The organism is Micromonospora sp. DT41, from assembly GCF_049841715.1.
GTDB lineage: Bacteria > Actinomycetota > Actinomycetes > Mycobacteriales > Micromonosporaceae > Micromonospora > Micromonospora profundi.
The window spans coordinates 46724-61812 of sequence record NZ_JBNCKU010000027.1 but is presented as its reverse complement, the minus strand read 5'-3'; the positions used below and the strand labels follow the sequence as shown (position 1 = coordinate 61812).

The following is a 15089-nucleotide window of genomic DNA, read 5'->3' as shown; positions in this document are numbered from 1 at the left end:
CCAACCGCATCGACAATGAACGATCACACGCGCGGGGCCGGAACGCCCGACATCAGCCGTGAACGATCGAGGCTAGAGCTGTACTACGCCGGGATCAAGCGGTGGGGGACGGCGTTCACCAGAGACCTCGGCGAGCTGCTTGAGGACTATGTCGGCCGGCAGTTCCAGACCGTGCCCGACGCCACCGTCCACTCGGAGGTCGTGTATATGCAAAAGAGGCAGGAGCTCAAGAGCATCGACTGGTTCGTCGTGTTCGACGATCTCGTCGTGCTCATCGAGGCGAAGGCTACCCGCTCACCGCTCGCCGCCCGCGCCGCTGACGTCAGCGCCCGCAAGGCATACACCCAGACGTTGGGCGACGCGTTCAAGCAGCTCGGCCGCACCCTCGGCATACTAAACAAAAACGCGCCGGAGTTCGCGCACATCCCGAAGGACCGGCCCGTCATCGGCATCGTGGCCACCCTCGATCCGTGGTACATCGCCAACAGCCTCGCCCGGGATTTCCTGCCTACCGCCAGCCTGCCGACCCTCGTCGCCTCTGTCGGTGACCTCGAGAAGCTTGTCGCCATCGGGCAACGCAGGTCCGTGTCCGAGATCCTCACACACATCACCCAGGCCGGGGACGAGCGCCAGACCTGGGACCTCGGTGAGCCGACCGACCGCAACCCCCTGCTTCAGCAGGCGTTCGCTCGCCTCCCGTTCGGCCACACCTAACCGGATCAAGCGGCCTGACTTGATCTTTAACCTCTGAAGGTTCCTGGGGGGACCCCGACTCAGTCGGGTGAGCCGTGGTCCATAGGTCGCGGTCAGCGTGTCGTCGACGCTCGCGAGCTGGTCGACCGGCGCGGGAGCGCAATGGACGGCAACGGACCGAGGGTTGGAGAGGATCGCCGAGCGCGACGAGACTCGACAGCTTGATCCGCAGTGGGCCTGTTCCGTCAGGTTCGGTCGGGGCCGTGGACCTGCACCTGGTCGGTGTGCGTCTCAGCGAGAGCGTCGGCAGTGCTCACTGGATCCTCTGCTCTGCCCTGCAGTCTGTTGAGCTCGCGTTGTGTGGCCACCGTCTCGAAGTGGTGCGGGCCGAGAATGCGCAGCATGTCCTGGAGCAGCTGCCCGAGATCACGAACGGCCTTAGTACTGCAACGGCAGTAGGCGAATCGAGTTCGATTCGCGTTCGTTGGTCTGCGTGTGACGGACGTTGATGTTGATCGTTGGCATGGGGAGTTGGACCGTCTGCATGCCCGGATCGGGCCTCGGTTTCGGCGGTCGGAGCCGCGGCGGCGTGCGCGTCAGTACCTGTGCGGCTTGGTGTCGGGCCTGGGCCGGAAGAACGGCTGGACCCTCGCGGAGCAGGCCGGGGATGTGTCGCCGGACGGGATGCAGCGGTTGTTGCGGTGGGCGGACTGGGACGTCGACGCGGTCCGCGACGACGTGCGGGACTACGTCGTCGAGCACCTCGGCGACCCGGCTGGTGTGTTGATCGTCGATGACACCGGGTTCCTGAAGAAGGGCACCCGGTCGGCGGGGGTGCAGCGGCAGTACTCCGGCACTGCTGGTCGGACGGAGAACTGCCAGGTCGGGACGTTTTTGGCCTACCGCTCAGCGAAGGGCCACGCGCTGATCGACCGGCAGCTCTACCTTCCGGCGTCGTGGACCGATGACCGGGATCGCTGTCGGGCGGCTGGTATCCCGGACGAGGTGCAGTTCGCCACGAAGGTGCAGATTGCCCGCCAGATGCTGGGCCGCGCGTTGGACGCGGGAGTGCCGGTGGGTTGGGTGACGATGGACGAGGCCTACGGGCAGTCGAAGTCGTTGCGGGTGTGGTTGGAACAACGGGATGTGGGTTATGTGGTCGCGACCCGCCGCAACGACGACATGATCACCACCACGATGGGCACCGCCCGCGCCGACCAACTCATCGCCGCGCTGCCGGCCCGGGCGTGGTGCCGGCTGTCCGCCGGCGCTGGCGCCCACGGCCCGCGCGAGTACTGGTGGGCGCGGGTGCCGGTGCGCATCTGCTGGCAACCCGGCCGGGGGCACTGGCTGCTCGCGAGGCGCAGCATGACGACCGGGGAGATCGCCTACTACGTCTGCTACGAACCCGCCGCACCCGCCTGCTCGACCTCGCTCGGATCGCGGGGGCTCGGTGGGCGATCGAGGAGTGTTTCCAGCAGGCCAAGAACGAAGTCGGTCTCGACGAGTACCAGGTCCGCGACTGGCGAGCCTGGTACGCCCACATCACCCTGTCCATGGCCGCCCACGCCTGGCTGTCCGTGGCCCGATCCCTGTCCACAAAAGGGGATCCAGCACTGGCGACGATATGATGATCGGCTACACGGTACCGGAGATCCGAAGACTACTCACCGCACTCGTAGTGCGATCAACTCACCCACCGGAGCGCGTCTGGGCCTGGTCTCGATGGCGCCGACGACGCCAACACCAAGCCCGAACCTGCCACTACCGACGACACGGCTACCCCTGACCAACTGCCGTTGCAGTACTAAGCCCGAAATTCCCTGTGAAACGGATCCCACCGTCGGCAACCTGGGAGGGCCAGCGCCCTATTGGCAGGACTGGACCGTCAACGACACCGGCAGCCGGCTCAAGGAGACCAGTCGCAACACCAGCGGGACCACCACCCGCGACTACATAGTGCCCGATGGTGGCCAAGGCGTCGTACGGCCACATGCCGTAACGCAGATGACCACCGAATCCACCGGACAACCTGCGGTGGCCACCAGGTACGGCTACGACGACGCCGGCAACACCACCTGCCGGCCCGCCAGTAACACCGCCAACGACTGCGCCACAGGTGCCAACAGCCAAACACTGGGCTGGGACGCCGAAGGAAAGCTCGCCACCGTCACATCCGGCGACACGACCATCGAGACCAACATCTACGACGCCAACGGCGTCAGACTCATCCGACGCGACACCACCGGCACCACCCTTTACCTACCCGGCCAGGAGATCCGCCGCCAAGGCGGCGTCAACACCGGCACCCGCTACTACGACTTCGCCGGCGTAACATGCGCTAGCCGCACGGCAGGCTCAGCAGTCACCGACCTGGCCTGGCTTTACAGCGATCACCAAGGCACCCAGCAGGTAGCCATTAATGCTGGCACCCAAAAGGTAGACATCCGCCGGCAAACCCCCTACGGCACCCCGCGCGGAACGAACCCAACCTGGCCAAACCAAAAAGGATTCGTCGGCGGCGAAAGCGATCCCACCAACCTCGTTAACATAGGTGCCCGGCAGTACGATCAGGGGCTGGGTCGTTTCGTTTCCGTCGACCCGGTGATGGATCTCGCCGACCCGCAACAATGGAATCCCTATACGTACGCCAACAACTCGCCAGTGACGAATAGTGACCCAACAGGAATGCTTTGGATCAATGACGGGGGTGGGAAATATGTTCCACCCGCTCCTGTCTTGCCCTCGCCAATGCCTTCGCCTAAGCCTGCACCCGGTAAGGGTGGTTCCGGTCAAGGCGGACGACCTGCATTGGCAGGCACCCCATCGCCCTCCCCTCAAGGGGCCCCTCTCCCTATCTCATGCATACCTGAAGAGTTGTGTAAAGATCCGCTTGTCGAGGCTGCTGTCGGATTCGTGCCCTTCTCTGACGCGCCCGATTGCCTGCAGGGTGACAAGCTGGCTTGCGGATTCACTGCAATGGACGCAGTGCCAGGGGGTAAGATTGCTAATGGGATTGGCGCTGTCGGATCCGCGCTCGTTACCGCACGACGGCTTGGTAAGTATGCTGACGATTTTGAGGCCGGTCGTGGTTTGTGGAATTTGCCGTTCAGGCAGAGAGGTTATGCGCTCGAGAAGCGCATCCTCGATGAGATGGGCCTGAAAGGTCTTCCTACTCCCAATAACCCAACTATCGATGCATTTGACTTTGCGACCGGGACTGCGACTAGTGTCAAGACCAAGGCCCTGCACGAGGCATACTACAGCGGAAAGCGGCTCCAGGGTGAATTGCGAAGAGACGTTCGGAAGCTGGAAAGGTATGACGGTAGGACATTCGGCGATGCCGTAATCGATCAAGCAGACATCAAGCGCCGGCAGTTAATTGTCGGAATACCGTCTGGCACGGTCTCAAGTGAGCAGTATGCTGCCATGGTGGACGGCTATAATTACGGGCTGGAGCGAGGTGTGCACGTAATGTATGTGATCGTGAAGTGAGTTGACCTGATCATCAATCCGCGCCGTGACTCGCCCCGCCGCTGTCAGTGCGGCTCGTCAATTGGGCCGCACTGACTGGGCCTGGTGTTGGCTCTTCGCGTTGGCACGGTAGGCAACTATGTTGTCCTGTACCCTATACATCCGTCGACATGAACGCTGATTGTATGGAGGAGTCGTGGGATACGAGCTGCACATCAGCCGCGCGGAGGAGTATTACGCCAGCGAAGAGAATCCCATTGCGATGGAAGAATGGCTGTCTTTCGCAGATGGTTTTCCTGCGCTAAGGGCGACGGGGTGGATCGGAGGTGCTGAGGACCGTCAGCCCATCTACGAATACACCTGCGCGGACGGAAGCTCAGTTTCGCTGGTCTGGTTCGAAGGTGCCATCGATATCAAGGGCCAATTCGGTGGCGATGCCTATCAGGAGTTCGGGCGAATCGCGGACGACTTGCAGGCTAGTCTCCAAGGCGACGACGGCGAGCGTTACACGGCGGGCGGTGTACTGCCCCCCGCACGATAATCTTTGGAATCTCAAGGCATGGCACCCATCGGAGGAGCGGCAGACCGCCGCCGACGGGTGGCCGCCGGGGAGCAGGTGGCAGACTCATCGGGGTGAACGACGGGGTCGCATCGACGGTGGATGGTGAGCTGGAGAGCGTCAGTCTGGTGGACCTCGCCGTCTCCCGGCTGACCCGGGAGATCCTCAGCGGTAAGAGCAACCCGGGTGAACGCCTGGTGGAGGAGCAGCTGACCCGCCGGCTGGGGATCAGTCGGGCGCCGTTGCGGGAGGCGCTGCGATTGCTCGCCCAGCAGGGTCTGGTCGAGCACGTGCCCCGGCGTGGGGTGCGGGTGGCCACATTGTCGGATCGCGACGTGCGGGAGCTGTACGAGCTGCGTGACGTGCTGGAGCGTTTCTCGGTGCGGGCGGGGATCCCCGTCGGCCGGGAGGGCGATCTGGCCGCTTTGCGGGCGACGTTGGATGGGATGAGGGAGGCGACCGGGGCCGGCAACCGGTTGGCGGTCGCCGAGTCGCACCGGCAGTTCCACGTCGAGCTGGTGGCGCTCGCTGGCAATCGGCAACTTTCGGCCGTGTACGGCTCGGTTCTGGTGAAGTTGCAGCTCTACATGGCAGTCAACCTGCGCCGCGAGGCGGAGGTGACGCAGCCGCTGGACGGGGTTCACCGGCACGAGCGGCTGTACGAGGCTGTCGTCGGGGGAGACCCGGAGGAGGTGCTCACGGTGCTCACCGGGCACGGAGCCCGCTCGTACCTCGGCTGAGGTGCGCAGCGCCAAGGTCGGCCGGATGGCTCGCGCCACGCGCCGTCATATCGTCGTTACATAGCGCGCGGTTTGCCGTAACAGAACAGTCGACAATCGACTGTATGCCAGATCCAGCGGGATCGATCTCGGACCTTCGGTCGGCGTACCGCGATGGCAGCATGACCCCGGCGGACCAGGCCGAACGCGTTCTGGACGGGCTCGCCGGGCGCGACAGGGGGCCGGTCTGGATCAGCACCGTCCCGGCCGACCGGCTGCTAGAGCGCGCCCGGTCGCTGACCCGTCACGGTGACCCTGCACTGCCGCTGTACGGCATCCCCTTCGCGGTCAAGGACAACATCGACGTGGCCGGCATGGTCACCACTGCGGGCTGCCCCGACTTCGCCTACCTGGCAGCCCAGGACGCTCCGGTGGTGCGCCGGCTGCTCGACGCCGGCGCGCTGCTCGTCGGCAAGACGAATCTCGACCAGTTCGCCACCGGCCTGACCGGGGCCCGCTCGCCGTACGGCAGTTGCCAGAGCGTCTTCGGCGGCGGCCTGATCTCCGGGGGTTCCAGCTCCGGCTCCGCGGTGGCGGTGGCGTCGGGCCAGGTCAGCTTCGCTCTGGGTACGGACACCGCCGGCTCCGGTCGGGTGCCCGCAGCGCTCAACGGGATCGTCGGCCTCAAGCCCACCCGGGGACTGCTCAGCACCGCCGGCGTGGTCCCGGCCTGCCGCTCGCTGGACTGCGTGTCGGTCTTCGCCGCCGACGTCGCCGGGGCCGTCGAGGTGCTGCACGCGGCCCGTGCGGTCACCACGGCAGACCCCTGGGGGCGTCCGCTGCCGACGGAGCAGGTGGTTGCCCGCACGCCGGGAACGCTACGCCTCGGAGTGCCCGACTCAGCAGACCTGGAGTTCTTCGGCGACACCGGACAGGAGGCCCGGTTCGCCGCAGGGGTGAAACGATTGCGCACCATCGTCGGGTCGCACCGGTCGGTACCGCTCGACGCCTTCTTCGACGCAGGCGACCTGCTCTACCGCGGGCCCTGGGTGGCCGAGCGACTCGTCGCCCTGGACGACTTCCTGCGATCGCACCCGAACTCCGTGCACCCGGTCACCCGGGCCGTGCTGGAGACCGGGCGCCGCCACGACGCGATCGACGCCTTCCGGGGCCAGCACCGCCTGCGCGAGCTGCGCGCCCAGGTCGACCAGCTCTGGCAGGACATCGACGTGCTGGTGGTGCCCACCATCGGCACCGCGTTCACGCTCGACGAGATCGCCGAGGACCCGATCGGGCGTAACGCCATGCTGGGCCGCTACACCCAGTTCGCGAACCTGCTCGACCTGGCCGCGGTCACAGTGCCCAACGGCTTCACCAGCGCCGGACGACCGGCGAGCCTGACCCTGGTCGGCCCAGCGTTCACCGACACCACACTGGCCCGCCTGGCCGCCACCCTCACCGAGGGCGAGACGCCGCCCGGCGCCCCGGTCGAGATCGTCCCAGCAGCGGCCGAGCTGCTGGTGGCTGTCGTCGGCCGGCACCTGACCGGCGAGTCGCGAAACGCCGAACTGGTCGGGCGCGGAGCATCCCTCGTCGGCGCCGCCCGCACCGCCCCGCTCTACCGGCTGTTCCGGCTCGACACCCCGGACGGCGAAGGGCTGCCCGGTCTGGTGCGGGTAGCGCCAGACGGACCCGCCGGCCATTGCATCGAGGTCGAACTGTGGCGACTGCCCGGGCACGCGTTCGGCGGGCTGCTGGCCGGGGTGCCGGCCCCGCTCTCGCTCGGCTGGGTCCGGCTGCACGACGGACGGGACGTGCTCGGCTTCCTCTGTGAGGCGTACGCGACCGGCCCGCCGGCCGAGGACATCAGCGCCGCCGGCGGATGGCGGGCCTACCGGGGCGCGCCCGTCCGGCAATAGGGCCGACAGACAACCGCGATCACGACAGGAGGCGAGAGAATGGGCAGCATCGGACCGGTACCGGCCAACCCCTATCCGTGGCCGTACGACGGCGTGGCGGACACCGCGCATACCGCACTGCTCTGCATCGACTGGCAGACCGACTTCTGCGGACCGGGCGGCTACGTCGACGCGATGGGTTACGACATCGGGCTCACCCGGGCCGGTCTGCCGGCCACCGCCCGCCTGCTGGAGCACGCCCGCGCGCTCGGCATGCTCGTCGTACACACCAGGGAGGGGCACGAGCCGGAGCTGTCCGACCTCCCGGCGAACAAGCGGTGGCGCTCGGCGCGTATCGGCGCCGAGATCGGCTCGGCCGGTCCGGCCGGTCGGATCCTGGTCCGGGGCGAGCCCGGCTGGGAGATCGTGCCCGAGGTCGCCCCACTGCCCGGCGAGGTGGTCATCGACAAGCCGGGCAAGGGCGCCTTCTACGCCACGAACCTCGACCTGGTCCTCCGGACCCGGGGCATCACCCACCTGATCCTCACCGGTATCACCACCGACGTCTGTGTGCACACCACCATGCGCGAGGCGAACGACCGGGGGTACGAGTGCCTCATCCTCGCCGACTGCACCGGCGCCACCGACAAGGCCAACCACGACGCGGCACTGCACATGGTCACCATGCAGGGCGGCGTCTTCGGCTGCGTCACCACATCCGACGACGTCATCGCCGCCACGGCCAAGTGAGGTGCGCCCATGCTGACCATCGCCACCGCGCGGCCCGGTCCGTACACCTTCGACATCGCCACCACGGCGCTGCTCGTCATCGACATGCAGCGCGACTTCCTGGAACCCGGCGGGTTCGGTGAGAGCCTCGGCAACGACGTCGGCCAGCTGCGGTGCACCATCGCCCCGCTCGCGGCGCTGCTGGCCGACGCCCGCGCCATCGGCCTGAGCATCATCCACACCCGCGAGGGGCACCTGCCCGACCTGTCCGACTGCCCGCCGGCCAAACTCCGTCGAGGTGCGCCGAGCAGGCGCATCGGTGACCCCGGGCCCAACGGTCGAATCCTGATCCGCGGCGAGTACGGCCACGACATCGTCGACGAGCTGAGGCCGCTGCCCGGCGAGCCGGTCATCGACAAACCCGGCAAAGGTGCCTTCTACGCCACCGACCTGGACGCCCTGCTCGCCGAGCGGGGCATCCGCAGCCTCCTGGTCGCCGGCGTCACCACCGAGGTGTGCGTGCACACGACCGTCCGGGAGGCCAACGACCGCGGGTACGAGTGCCTCGTACTCGCCGACTGCGTCGGGTCCTACTTTCCCGATTTCCAGCGGGTCGGCCTCGACATGATCGCCGCCCAGGGCGGCATCTTCGGCTGGGTCGCCGACTCGGCGCAGGTACGCGCCGCACTGCCCGCCACCCCCGTGTTGCAGCCCTCATCCTGACCGGGAGCAGTCATGGCCTCGACCACACCGACAGTCACCCCGCTCCTGTACTGGGTACGCGGCGACACCAACGCATTCTTCGGCTTCGGCGTCAACGTCCTGGTCAACGTGCTCACCCTGACCGGGCTCTGCCTCGCCGTGGTGAACCTTCCCGAGGGGGAGGTGTTCGGCACGATCCTGCCGGCGCTCGGCATCGCCCTGGTCGCCGGGAACATCTACTACACCTACCTGGCACGCCGGCTGGCCCGACGAGAGAACCGCACCGACGTGACCGCCCTGCCGTACGGGCCGAGCGTGCCGCACATGTTCATCGTCATCTTCGTCATCATGCTGCCGATCTACCTGCGTACCCAGGACCCGGTGCGAGCCTGGGAGGCCGGGCTGGCGTGGGCCTTCATCATCGGCGTGATCGTGCTGATCGGCGCGTTCGTGGGGCCCTACATCCGCCGGTACGCGCCCCGGGCCGCGCTGCTCGGCACCCTCGCCGGGATCTCCATCACCTTCATCTCGATGAACCCGGCCGGTCAGATGTGGCGGATGGCCTGGGTCGCCCTACCGGTCTTCGCGCTGCTGCTGATCGGCCTGCTCACCGACGTGAAACTGCCGTTCAACTTCCCGATCGGGCTCGCCGCGCTCCTGCTCGGCACCGCGATCGGCTGGGCCGGCGGGGCGATGTCGGTACCGGACGTCACGGCCGCGGCCCGGGACATCGCAGTCGCCGTACCCTCGTTCAAGCTGGACCTGCTCGGCGCCGGGCTGGCCGACATGGCACCCCTGCTGGCGACGGCGATCCCGCTCGGCGTCTACAACTTCACCGAGGGCATGACCAACGTGGAGAGCGCGGCCACCGCGGGGGACAACTACAACCTGCGCAGTGTGCTGCTCGCCGACGGTGCGGGAGCGGTGATCGGCGCCGCGCTCGGCTCGCCGTTCCCGCCAGCCGTCTACGTCGGGCACCCGGGCTGGAAAGCGGCAGGTGGACGCAGCGGATACTCGATGGCGACCGGTGTGGTGATCGCGCTGCTCTGCTTCCTCGGCATGTTCGCGCTGCTCGGCGCGATCTTCCCGACGGCGGCCATCGTGCCGATCCTGCTCTACATCGGGCTGCTGATCGGGGCGCAGGCCTTCCAGGCCACCCCCCGGGCGCACGCCGCCGCCGTGGTCGCCGCGCTGATCCCGAACATCGCGGCCTGGGCGACCGGCCAGATCGACAACGCGTTGGCCGCGGCCGGCACCACCGCCGCGGCGGTCGGCGACGACGCGCTCAACGGCGCCGGGGTGATCTACGACGGCCTGCTGGTGCTCGGTCAGGGCGCGATCCTCGCCGGGCTGGTGCTCGGCGCGGTGGTGGTCTTCATCATCGACAGGCGCTTCGTCCGAGCCGCGATCTTCGCCGGCTCCGGCGCGGTGCTGTCGTTCATTGGGCTGATCCACGGCGAGCGGATCGAGTGGAACGCCAATGGCCAGGTGGCACTGGGCTATCTCTTCGTGGCGGTGATCTGTGCGGTCTTCGCACTCGGTCGCCCGGCGCCCCGCGAGCCCGACCCGGAAGAGGGCGAACCGGACCAGCAGCCCGATCGAGCTGACCTCGCCAGCGAGCGGACGGACACCGACCGGAGGACGTCCGCGCTGCCCGGCTGAGTGGGCGAGCCCGGTCGGAAGGTCACGGCTCCCGACCGGGCCGGCCGATGCCCGACCCGACGGATCGAAGGGACGTACCGGATGGAGATCGACCGGACCGACGTCGTGGCCGAGGTGGCGGCGGCCTTCGCCGACTACGAGCGGGCGCTGGTCGACGGCGACACGGACCGGATCTGCGCGTACTTCTGGGATTCCGAGCGGACCGTGCGGTTCGGCCTCGCCGACCACCAGTACGGGTTGGACGAGCAACGTGAGTGGCGGGCCGCGCAGCCACCACTGCCGGCCGGTCGCCGGCTGGTGGACCCGGTGGTCACCACGTTCGGCAGGGACCTCGCGGTGGTGACGACCCGCTTCGGGTACGCCGGCGGCGTGCCCACCGGGCGGCAGACCCAGACCTGGGTACGCCTGCCCGTCGGCTGGCGGATCGTCACCGCTCACGTCTCCGTTCCACACTGCCCGGTGCGGGGAGTTAGTTGATTCGGTGCTCGCCCCGTTCACCGCTGGTGGTGCGGGTGACGATGAGGACCTGCCGGCGCAATGGCAGTTGCCGGAACGTCAGCCCGTAGGGCAACTTGTCCGGCGCGTCCACGTCGGCGGGCATACGGGCGGCGACGGGCTGCTCGCCGCGGCGGTCGCGGCTCATCGGCGCACCGCCCCAACGGCGGGGGCGCGCAGCCCGGGGGTGAGCTGCTGCACCACGACGACCCGCACGACCGCGCCGACCGGATTGCCGCCACGCCCGCGGCGCCGCTGGTGGCGTAGCGGCGCATCAACCCCGGCACATTGACCGTGGTCCACAGCAGGGCCATCAGCGCGAACAGGTTGAGCACCTCGCCCAGTTCGACCGGCAGGCCCAGCAGCGGCAGCATGGCGCTGGCGTCCCAGCAGCATCCACTGGCCGGCGAACAGCATGTTGTTCACTGAGCCTTTCCAAGATGATCTTGCAGTTCAGGGTGGGTGCGGCGAGCCCGGCAATCGATGAGGGCGAGGCTCCAGGTAAGACAGCAGTTGACCAAGATCCGATGCCCCGACCGGGAGCTTCGACTGTGCTGTCTTACCCCTCCACAATCCCGCTGTCCAGCCGCACCCTGAACCACCTCGCCGAGCGCATCCGTGCCCACCGCAACCATCATCGATCGCGGTGGCGGCGTCTTACGCCGGGCCGACAGGCGCTACTGGCCCTGGCCCACCTGCGTAACGGCGACACCTACACCCGCCTCGCCGCCGGATTCGCCATCGGCGTCGCCACCGCCTGGCGCTATGTGCAGGAAGCAATCGTCCTGCTCGCCGCGGCCGCCAACGACCTGGCCACGGCGATGCGGCGCATCCGGCACCTGGCGTACGCGATCCTGGACGGCACGCTGATCCCGATCGACCGGGTGGCAGACCAGAGGCCGTACTACTCCGGCAAGCACAAGCGGCACGGCGTGAACGTGCAGGTCATCGCCGACGCCGCCGGCCGGCTCGTCTGGGCCTCACCAGCACTGCCAGGCTCCGCTCACGACCTCACCGCCGCCCGCATCCACGGCATCATCGACGCCTGACCAGCACGGACGTCATGACCTTCGCCGACAAGGGCTACCAGGGCGCCCACGGCAGCGTGCGCACGCCGTTCAAGCGGCGCCGCTTCCGGCCGAAACTGTCACGCCAACAGAAGGCGGTCAACCGCGCTCACGCGAAAATCCGTGCTCGCGGCGAACGAGCCATCGTCACGCTCAAGACCTGGAAGATCCTGGCCAAACTGCGCTGCTGCCCACACCGCGCCACCGCGATGGTGCAGGCCATCCTCGTCCTGCACCACGTCGAAGCGAACCGCTACGCAGGATGAAAGTGGTTTTATGATCATCGTGTGATCGATACTGAGGTGACGGTGCGCCGGGCCTCCGACGCGGATGCGCCCGCCCTGGCCGGTCTGCGCTGGCGGCGGGCCATCCAGGAGCGCGGCTACCAGGGCGACAACCTGGACGAGTTCGTCGCCACGCTCGGCGACTGGATGCGCGGTCACCCCGAGCACCGGGCGTTCGTGGCCGAGGCCGCCGGCGAGGTGGTCGGGATGGCCTGGCTGGCAGTACTCGACCGTGTGCCCACAGCGAACAAGTACGCCCGGCGCGGCGGCGACGTGCAGTCCGTCTTTGTCGTCCCCGAGCTGCGCGACCGCCGGGTCGGCGCGCTGCTGATGGCGGCCGTGCTGAACGAGGCCCGCCGCCTGGAGTTGGAGCACGTGACGGTGCACTCCAGCACCCGGGCGGTGCCCTTTTACGAGCGCAACGGCTGGGGTCACGATCCCGAGTGGCTCAGCTGGGCCTCCGAGGCGTAGAGCCTTGCCCGTGCCGGCCCACCCGCTCGGCCCGGTACGTGGTGTCACCGGCCCAACGCAGCGCGTCCCGCGGGTCGGCGTAGTGCGGCGGCAGCGCGATACCAAGCTACGCAGCTGCCCACGCCGCGCCACTTCGATCGTGCAGGCCAATCCTCGTCCTGCACCACGTTGAAGCTAACCGCTACGCAGGATGAAAATGGCTCAGCGCTGATAGCCGTGACTCGGCTGGTCTGCTGGCCCAGCATTCGGCAGGCCGAATGCCGCTAATCGCACGCAGACAAGATCAAAACGCCCAGTAAGTGCGTGTTTGAGAAGGTCTGTTGTGGACGGCGTGGCCGCATGACTCCCACCGTCGGGACGGGCAGGGTGGCGCGGTGTCTGTTCGCCGTGGCTACCCCTCCGATCTGACGGATGCTCAGTGGGCGCTGATCGAGGCGCTGTTGCCGGAGCCGAACACGGACGGCCGCCGGGAGAAGCATCCGCGGCGGGAGATCATTAACGCCATCTTGTACGTGGTGCGGTCGGGGTGTCCGTGGCGGTACCTGCCCGCTGACCTGCCGCCGTGGCAGACGGTGTACTGGTACTTCACGCGGTGGGAAGAAGCTGGCGTGACGGAGAAAGTCCTGGTCACGCTGCGAGTCAAGGCGCGGGGTGCAGCAGGGCCGCGCCCGGAGCCGTCGGCGGGGATCATCGACTCGCAGAGCGTGAAGGGCGCAGACACCGTCGGGCGCGACAGCCTTCTCTACTACAACGAACCTACCGAGCCAGATTCCCAACTTGATGAAGATATCGCCCAGCTCGTGCCCCTTCAGAGGATGAAGCGCACCGTTCCTCGCCCAGGCAACCAGAGCAAGCCCCGTTGATGAACACCGGCAATGCTTCGCCAGTTCCCCAGGGGCAACGGGGTGTCGCAGCGCGCGCGGAGCGACCGCGCCCCCCGGGAGTCTCGATCCCGCCCTGAGACGCACCGCGGCTCTGACCGCTGCAGGCAGCGACAGTTCCGGGCGTCTACGTAACGTCAGCCTCGTGCAGGGTCCGATCGGCCCGGAGGTCTGTGCTGCTGGCGTTGCCTACAAGCCATACGGGTAGTCACTTAGGTTGCCCGGAATGGTTACCTTGTCTGCATGTCGATCCCGCTTGATCTTTGGGGCCAGCGCGGTTGGGCCAGCGTCGACGTGGCTGGCGAGTCGCACTACCGACGCGCGATTCGTGGACTGTTTGGCAAGGATTTTAAGGCGAGCGGGACCGAGGTCGTACTGCCGGCCCACCTGATACCCGAGCCTCGCAACAAGCACGATCGCAACGCAGTCGGCGTCTGGGTGGGCGGTGCCCAGGTTGGCTACCTACAGCGCGAGGATGCGGTCCGGTACGCGCCAGTTCTCTCGGGACTCACGGCCCAAGGCTGGCTACCGCAGGTCTCTGCGACGGTATGGGGCTCAGAGTGGTCCGACTATGACGGCAAGCCGGGCACCTTCCAAGGGTCCGTCCGGTTGGACCTCGCCGAACCACACATGCTTGTCCCAGCCAACATGCCGCCGAGTGGCGATTGCCGGATGTTGCCGACCGGCAACGCGATCCAGGTGACGGGCGAGGAGAAGTACCTGGGTAGCCTGGCGCCCTTCCTGCGGCCCGAGGGCGAATGCTGGGTGCACGTCAGCCTTCACGAGATCGTCGAGCAGTTGGCACGTAGTACCCGGACGGTAGTGGAGGTCCGTATCGACGGTGCTTGCGTCGGGCAGCTCACTCCGAAGATGAGCAGTGAGCTCTTGCCGGCAATTCGGCACCTCGAGCAGCAGGGCGCCACCGCAGCGGCCCGAGCCGTCGTAAAGGGCAACAGAATCAAGACCGAGGTAGTCCTCTACGTCGCGCGAGCACATGAACTCCCGGAGAGCTGGCTCGGCGACACCGCTTCGTCTCGACCCACCGCTGCCCCGTTGGTTCCCGTGACCGATCCCGTTGGTCAGTCGGCTCCGGTCATCCCGGCAGCGCCGCGAGCGCACGGCCCGATCCCTCCACCGCCGAGCGGAATCAAGTTCGAGGTTCCCCCTGGTTGGCCGTCACCGCCCGAAGGCTGGATCCCGCCAGCCGGCTGGCAGCCGGACCCGAGCTGGCCAGTCGCGCCGGAGGGGTGGCAATGGTGGGTCCCGGTCTGGAAGTGAAGGCTCGACCGGACCTATCCGCTCCACGACGTGCCCGAGTCCATCCGGTACCTCGAAACCGAACACCCGCAGGCCCAAGAGTGGTCATCACCATCTGACGCAGAGGCTGGGACCGCAGGATGTCGGCCAGTAGCGGCGGTCAGCCTTTGGCGAGCACGGCTCGCATCTGAGGTAGTG

General features: G+C 67.6%; 13 protein-coding genes and 3 pseudogenes. 15 read left to right on the top strand and 1 reads right to left on the bottom strand.

Going from position 1 to position 15089, the window contains the following annotated elements:
- From ACLQ23_RS30350 to hpxZ, 11 genes and pseudogenes are all read left to right on the top strand, one after another.
- Positions 1–714 (top strand): hypothetical protein (locus tag ACLQ23_RS30350; protein WP_425881463.1); only part of this gene is annotated, 714 nt, incomplete at its 5' end.
- Between the two features lie 474 nt (positions 715–1188).
- A pseudogene (locus ACLQ23_RS30345) lies at positions 1189–2482 on the top strand (IS701 family transposase).
- Positions 2483–2511: 29 nt separating this feature from the next.
- Positions 2512–3408: pseudogene (locus tag ACLQ23_RS30340) on the top strand (RHS repeat-associated core domain-containing protein); the annotation flags it as partial.
- Positions 3382–4188: a hypothetical protein gene (locus tag ACLQ23_RS30335; protein ID WP_425881466.1), complete on the top strand. Its 807-nt coding sequence runs from the start codon at positions 3382–3384 to the stop codon at positions 4186–4188. The pseudogene ACLQ23_RS30340 and the gene ACLQ23_RS30335, both read left to right, overlap by 27 nt.
- Positions 4189–4363: 175 nt before the next feature.
- On the top strand, positions 4364–4708 hold the full coding sequence (locus tag ACLQ23_RS30330; protein ID WP_425881462.1) for a hypothetical protein: 345 nt from the start codon (positions 4364–4366) through the stop codon (positions 4706–4708).
- Positions 4709–4800: 92 nt separating this feature from the next.
- Positions 4801–5466, top strand: a complete 666-nt coding sequence (locus ACLQ23_RS30325; RefSeq protein ID WP_425881461.1) for a GntR family transcriptional regulator — start codon at positions 4801–4803, stop codon at positions 5464–5466.
- Between the two features lie 161 nt (positions 5467–5627).
- The gene (gene atzF, locus ACLQ23_RS30320; protein ID WP_425881460.1) at positions 5628–7364 is read left to right on the top strand and encodes an allophanate hydrolase; all 1737 of its coding nucleotides are present in this window, start codon (positions 5628–5630) and stop codon (positions 7362–7364) included.
- Positions 7365–7403: 39 nt separating this feature from the next.
- Positions 7404–8093 carry a biuret amidohydrolase gene (locus ACLQ23_RS30315; RefSeq protein WP_334550611.1) on the top strand — a complete coding sequence of 230 codons (690 nt, stop codon included), beginning with the start codon at positions 7404–7406 and terminating at the stop codon, positions 8091–8093.
- A gap of 9 nt (positions 8094–8102) precedes the next feature.
- Positions 8103–8795: a cysteine hydrolase family protein gene (locus tag ACLQ23_RS30310; protein WP_425881459.1), complete on the top strand. Its 693-nt coding sequence runs from the start codon at positions 8103–8105 to the stop codon at positions 8793–8795.
- Positions 8796–8807: 12 nt separating this feature from the next.
- Positions 8808–10436 (top strand): regulator, encoded by a 1629-nt coding sequence (locus tag ACLQ23_RS30305; protein WP_425881458.1) that lies wholly within the window; start codon positions 8808–8810, stop codon positions 10434–10436.
- Positions 10437–10517: 81 nt separating this feature from the next.
- Positions 10518–10913 carry an oxalurate catabolism protein HpxZ gene (hpxZ, locus tag ACLQ23_RS30300; RefSeq protein ID WP_425881457.1) on the top strand — a complete coding sequence of 132 codons (396 nt, stop codon included), beginning with the start codon at positions 10518–10520 and terminating at the stop codon, positions 10911–10913.
- Here hpxZ and ACLQ23_RS30295 read toward each other — a convergent pair.
- Positions 10906–11079: a hypothetical protein gene (locus ACLQ23_RS30295; protein ID WP_425881456.1), complete on the bottom strand. Its 174-nt coding sequence runs from the start codon at positions 11077–11079 to the stop codon at positions 10906–10908. The two genes, hpxZ and ACLQ23_RS30295, sit on opposite strands and share 8 nt — an antisense overlap.
- A 403-nt stretch (positions 11080–11482) precedes the next feature.
- Between ACLQ23_RS30295 and ACLQ23_RS30290 the strand changes: the two are divergent.
- The 4 genes and pseudogenes from ACLQ23_RS30290 (at position 11483) to ACLQ23_RS30275 (ending at position 14912) form a co-directional block, all read left to right on the top strand.
- Positions 11483–12264: pseudogene (locus ACLQ23_RS30290) on the top strand (transposase family protein).
- A 21-nt stretch (positions 12265–12285) separates the two neighbouring features.
- On the top strand, positions 12286–12753 hold the full coding sequence (locus tag ACLQ23_RS30285; RefSeq protein WP_425881455.1) for a GNAT family N-acetyltransferase: 468 nt from the start codon (positions 12286–12288) through the stop codon (positions 12751–12753).
- A gap of 374 nt (positions 12754–13127) precedes the next feature.
- Positions 13128–13616: an IS5 family transposase gene (locus tag ACLQ23_RS30280; RefSeq protein WP_425881454.1), complete on the top strand. Its 489-nt coding sequence runs from the start codon at positions 13128–13130 to the stop codon at positions 13614–13616.
- Between the two features lie 261 nt (positions 13617–13877).
- The gene (locus ACLQ23_RS30275; protein WP_425881453.1) at positions 13878–14912 is read left to right on the top strand and encodes a hypothetical protein; all 1035 of its coding nucleotides are present in this window, start codon (positions 13878–13880) and stop codon (positions 14910–14912) included.
- The last annotated feature ends 177 nt before the right edge of the window (positions 14913–15089 follow it).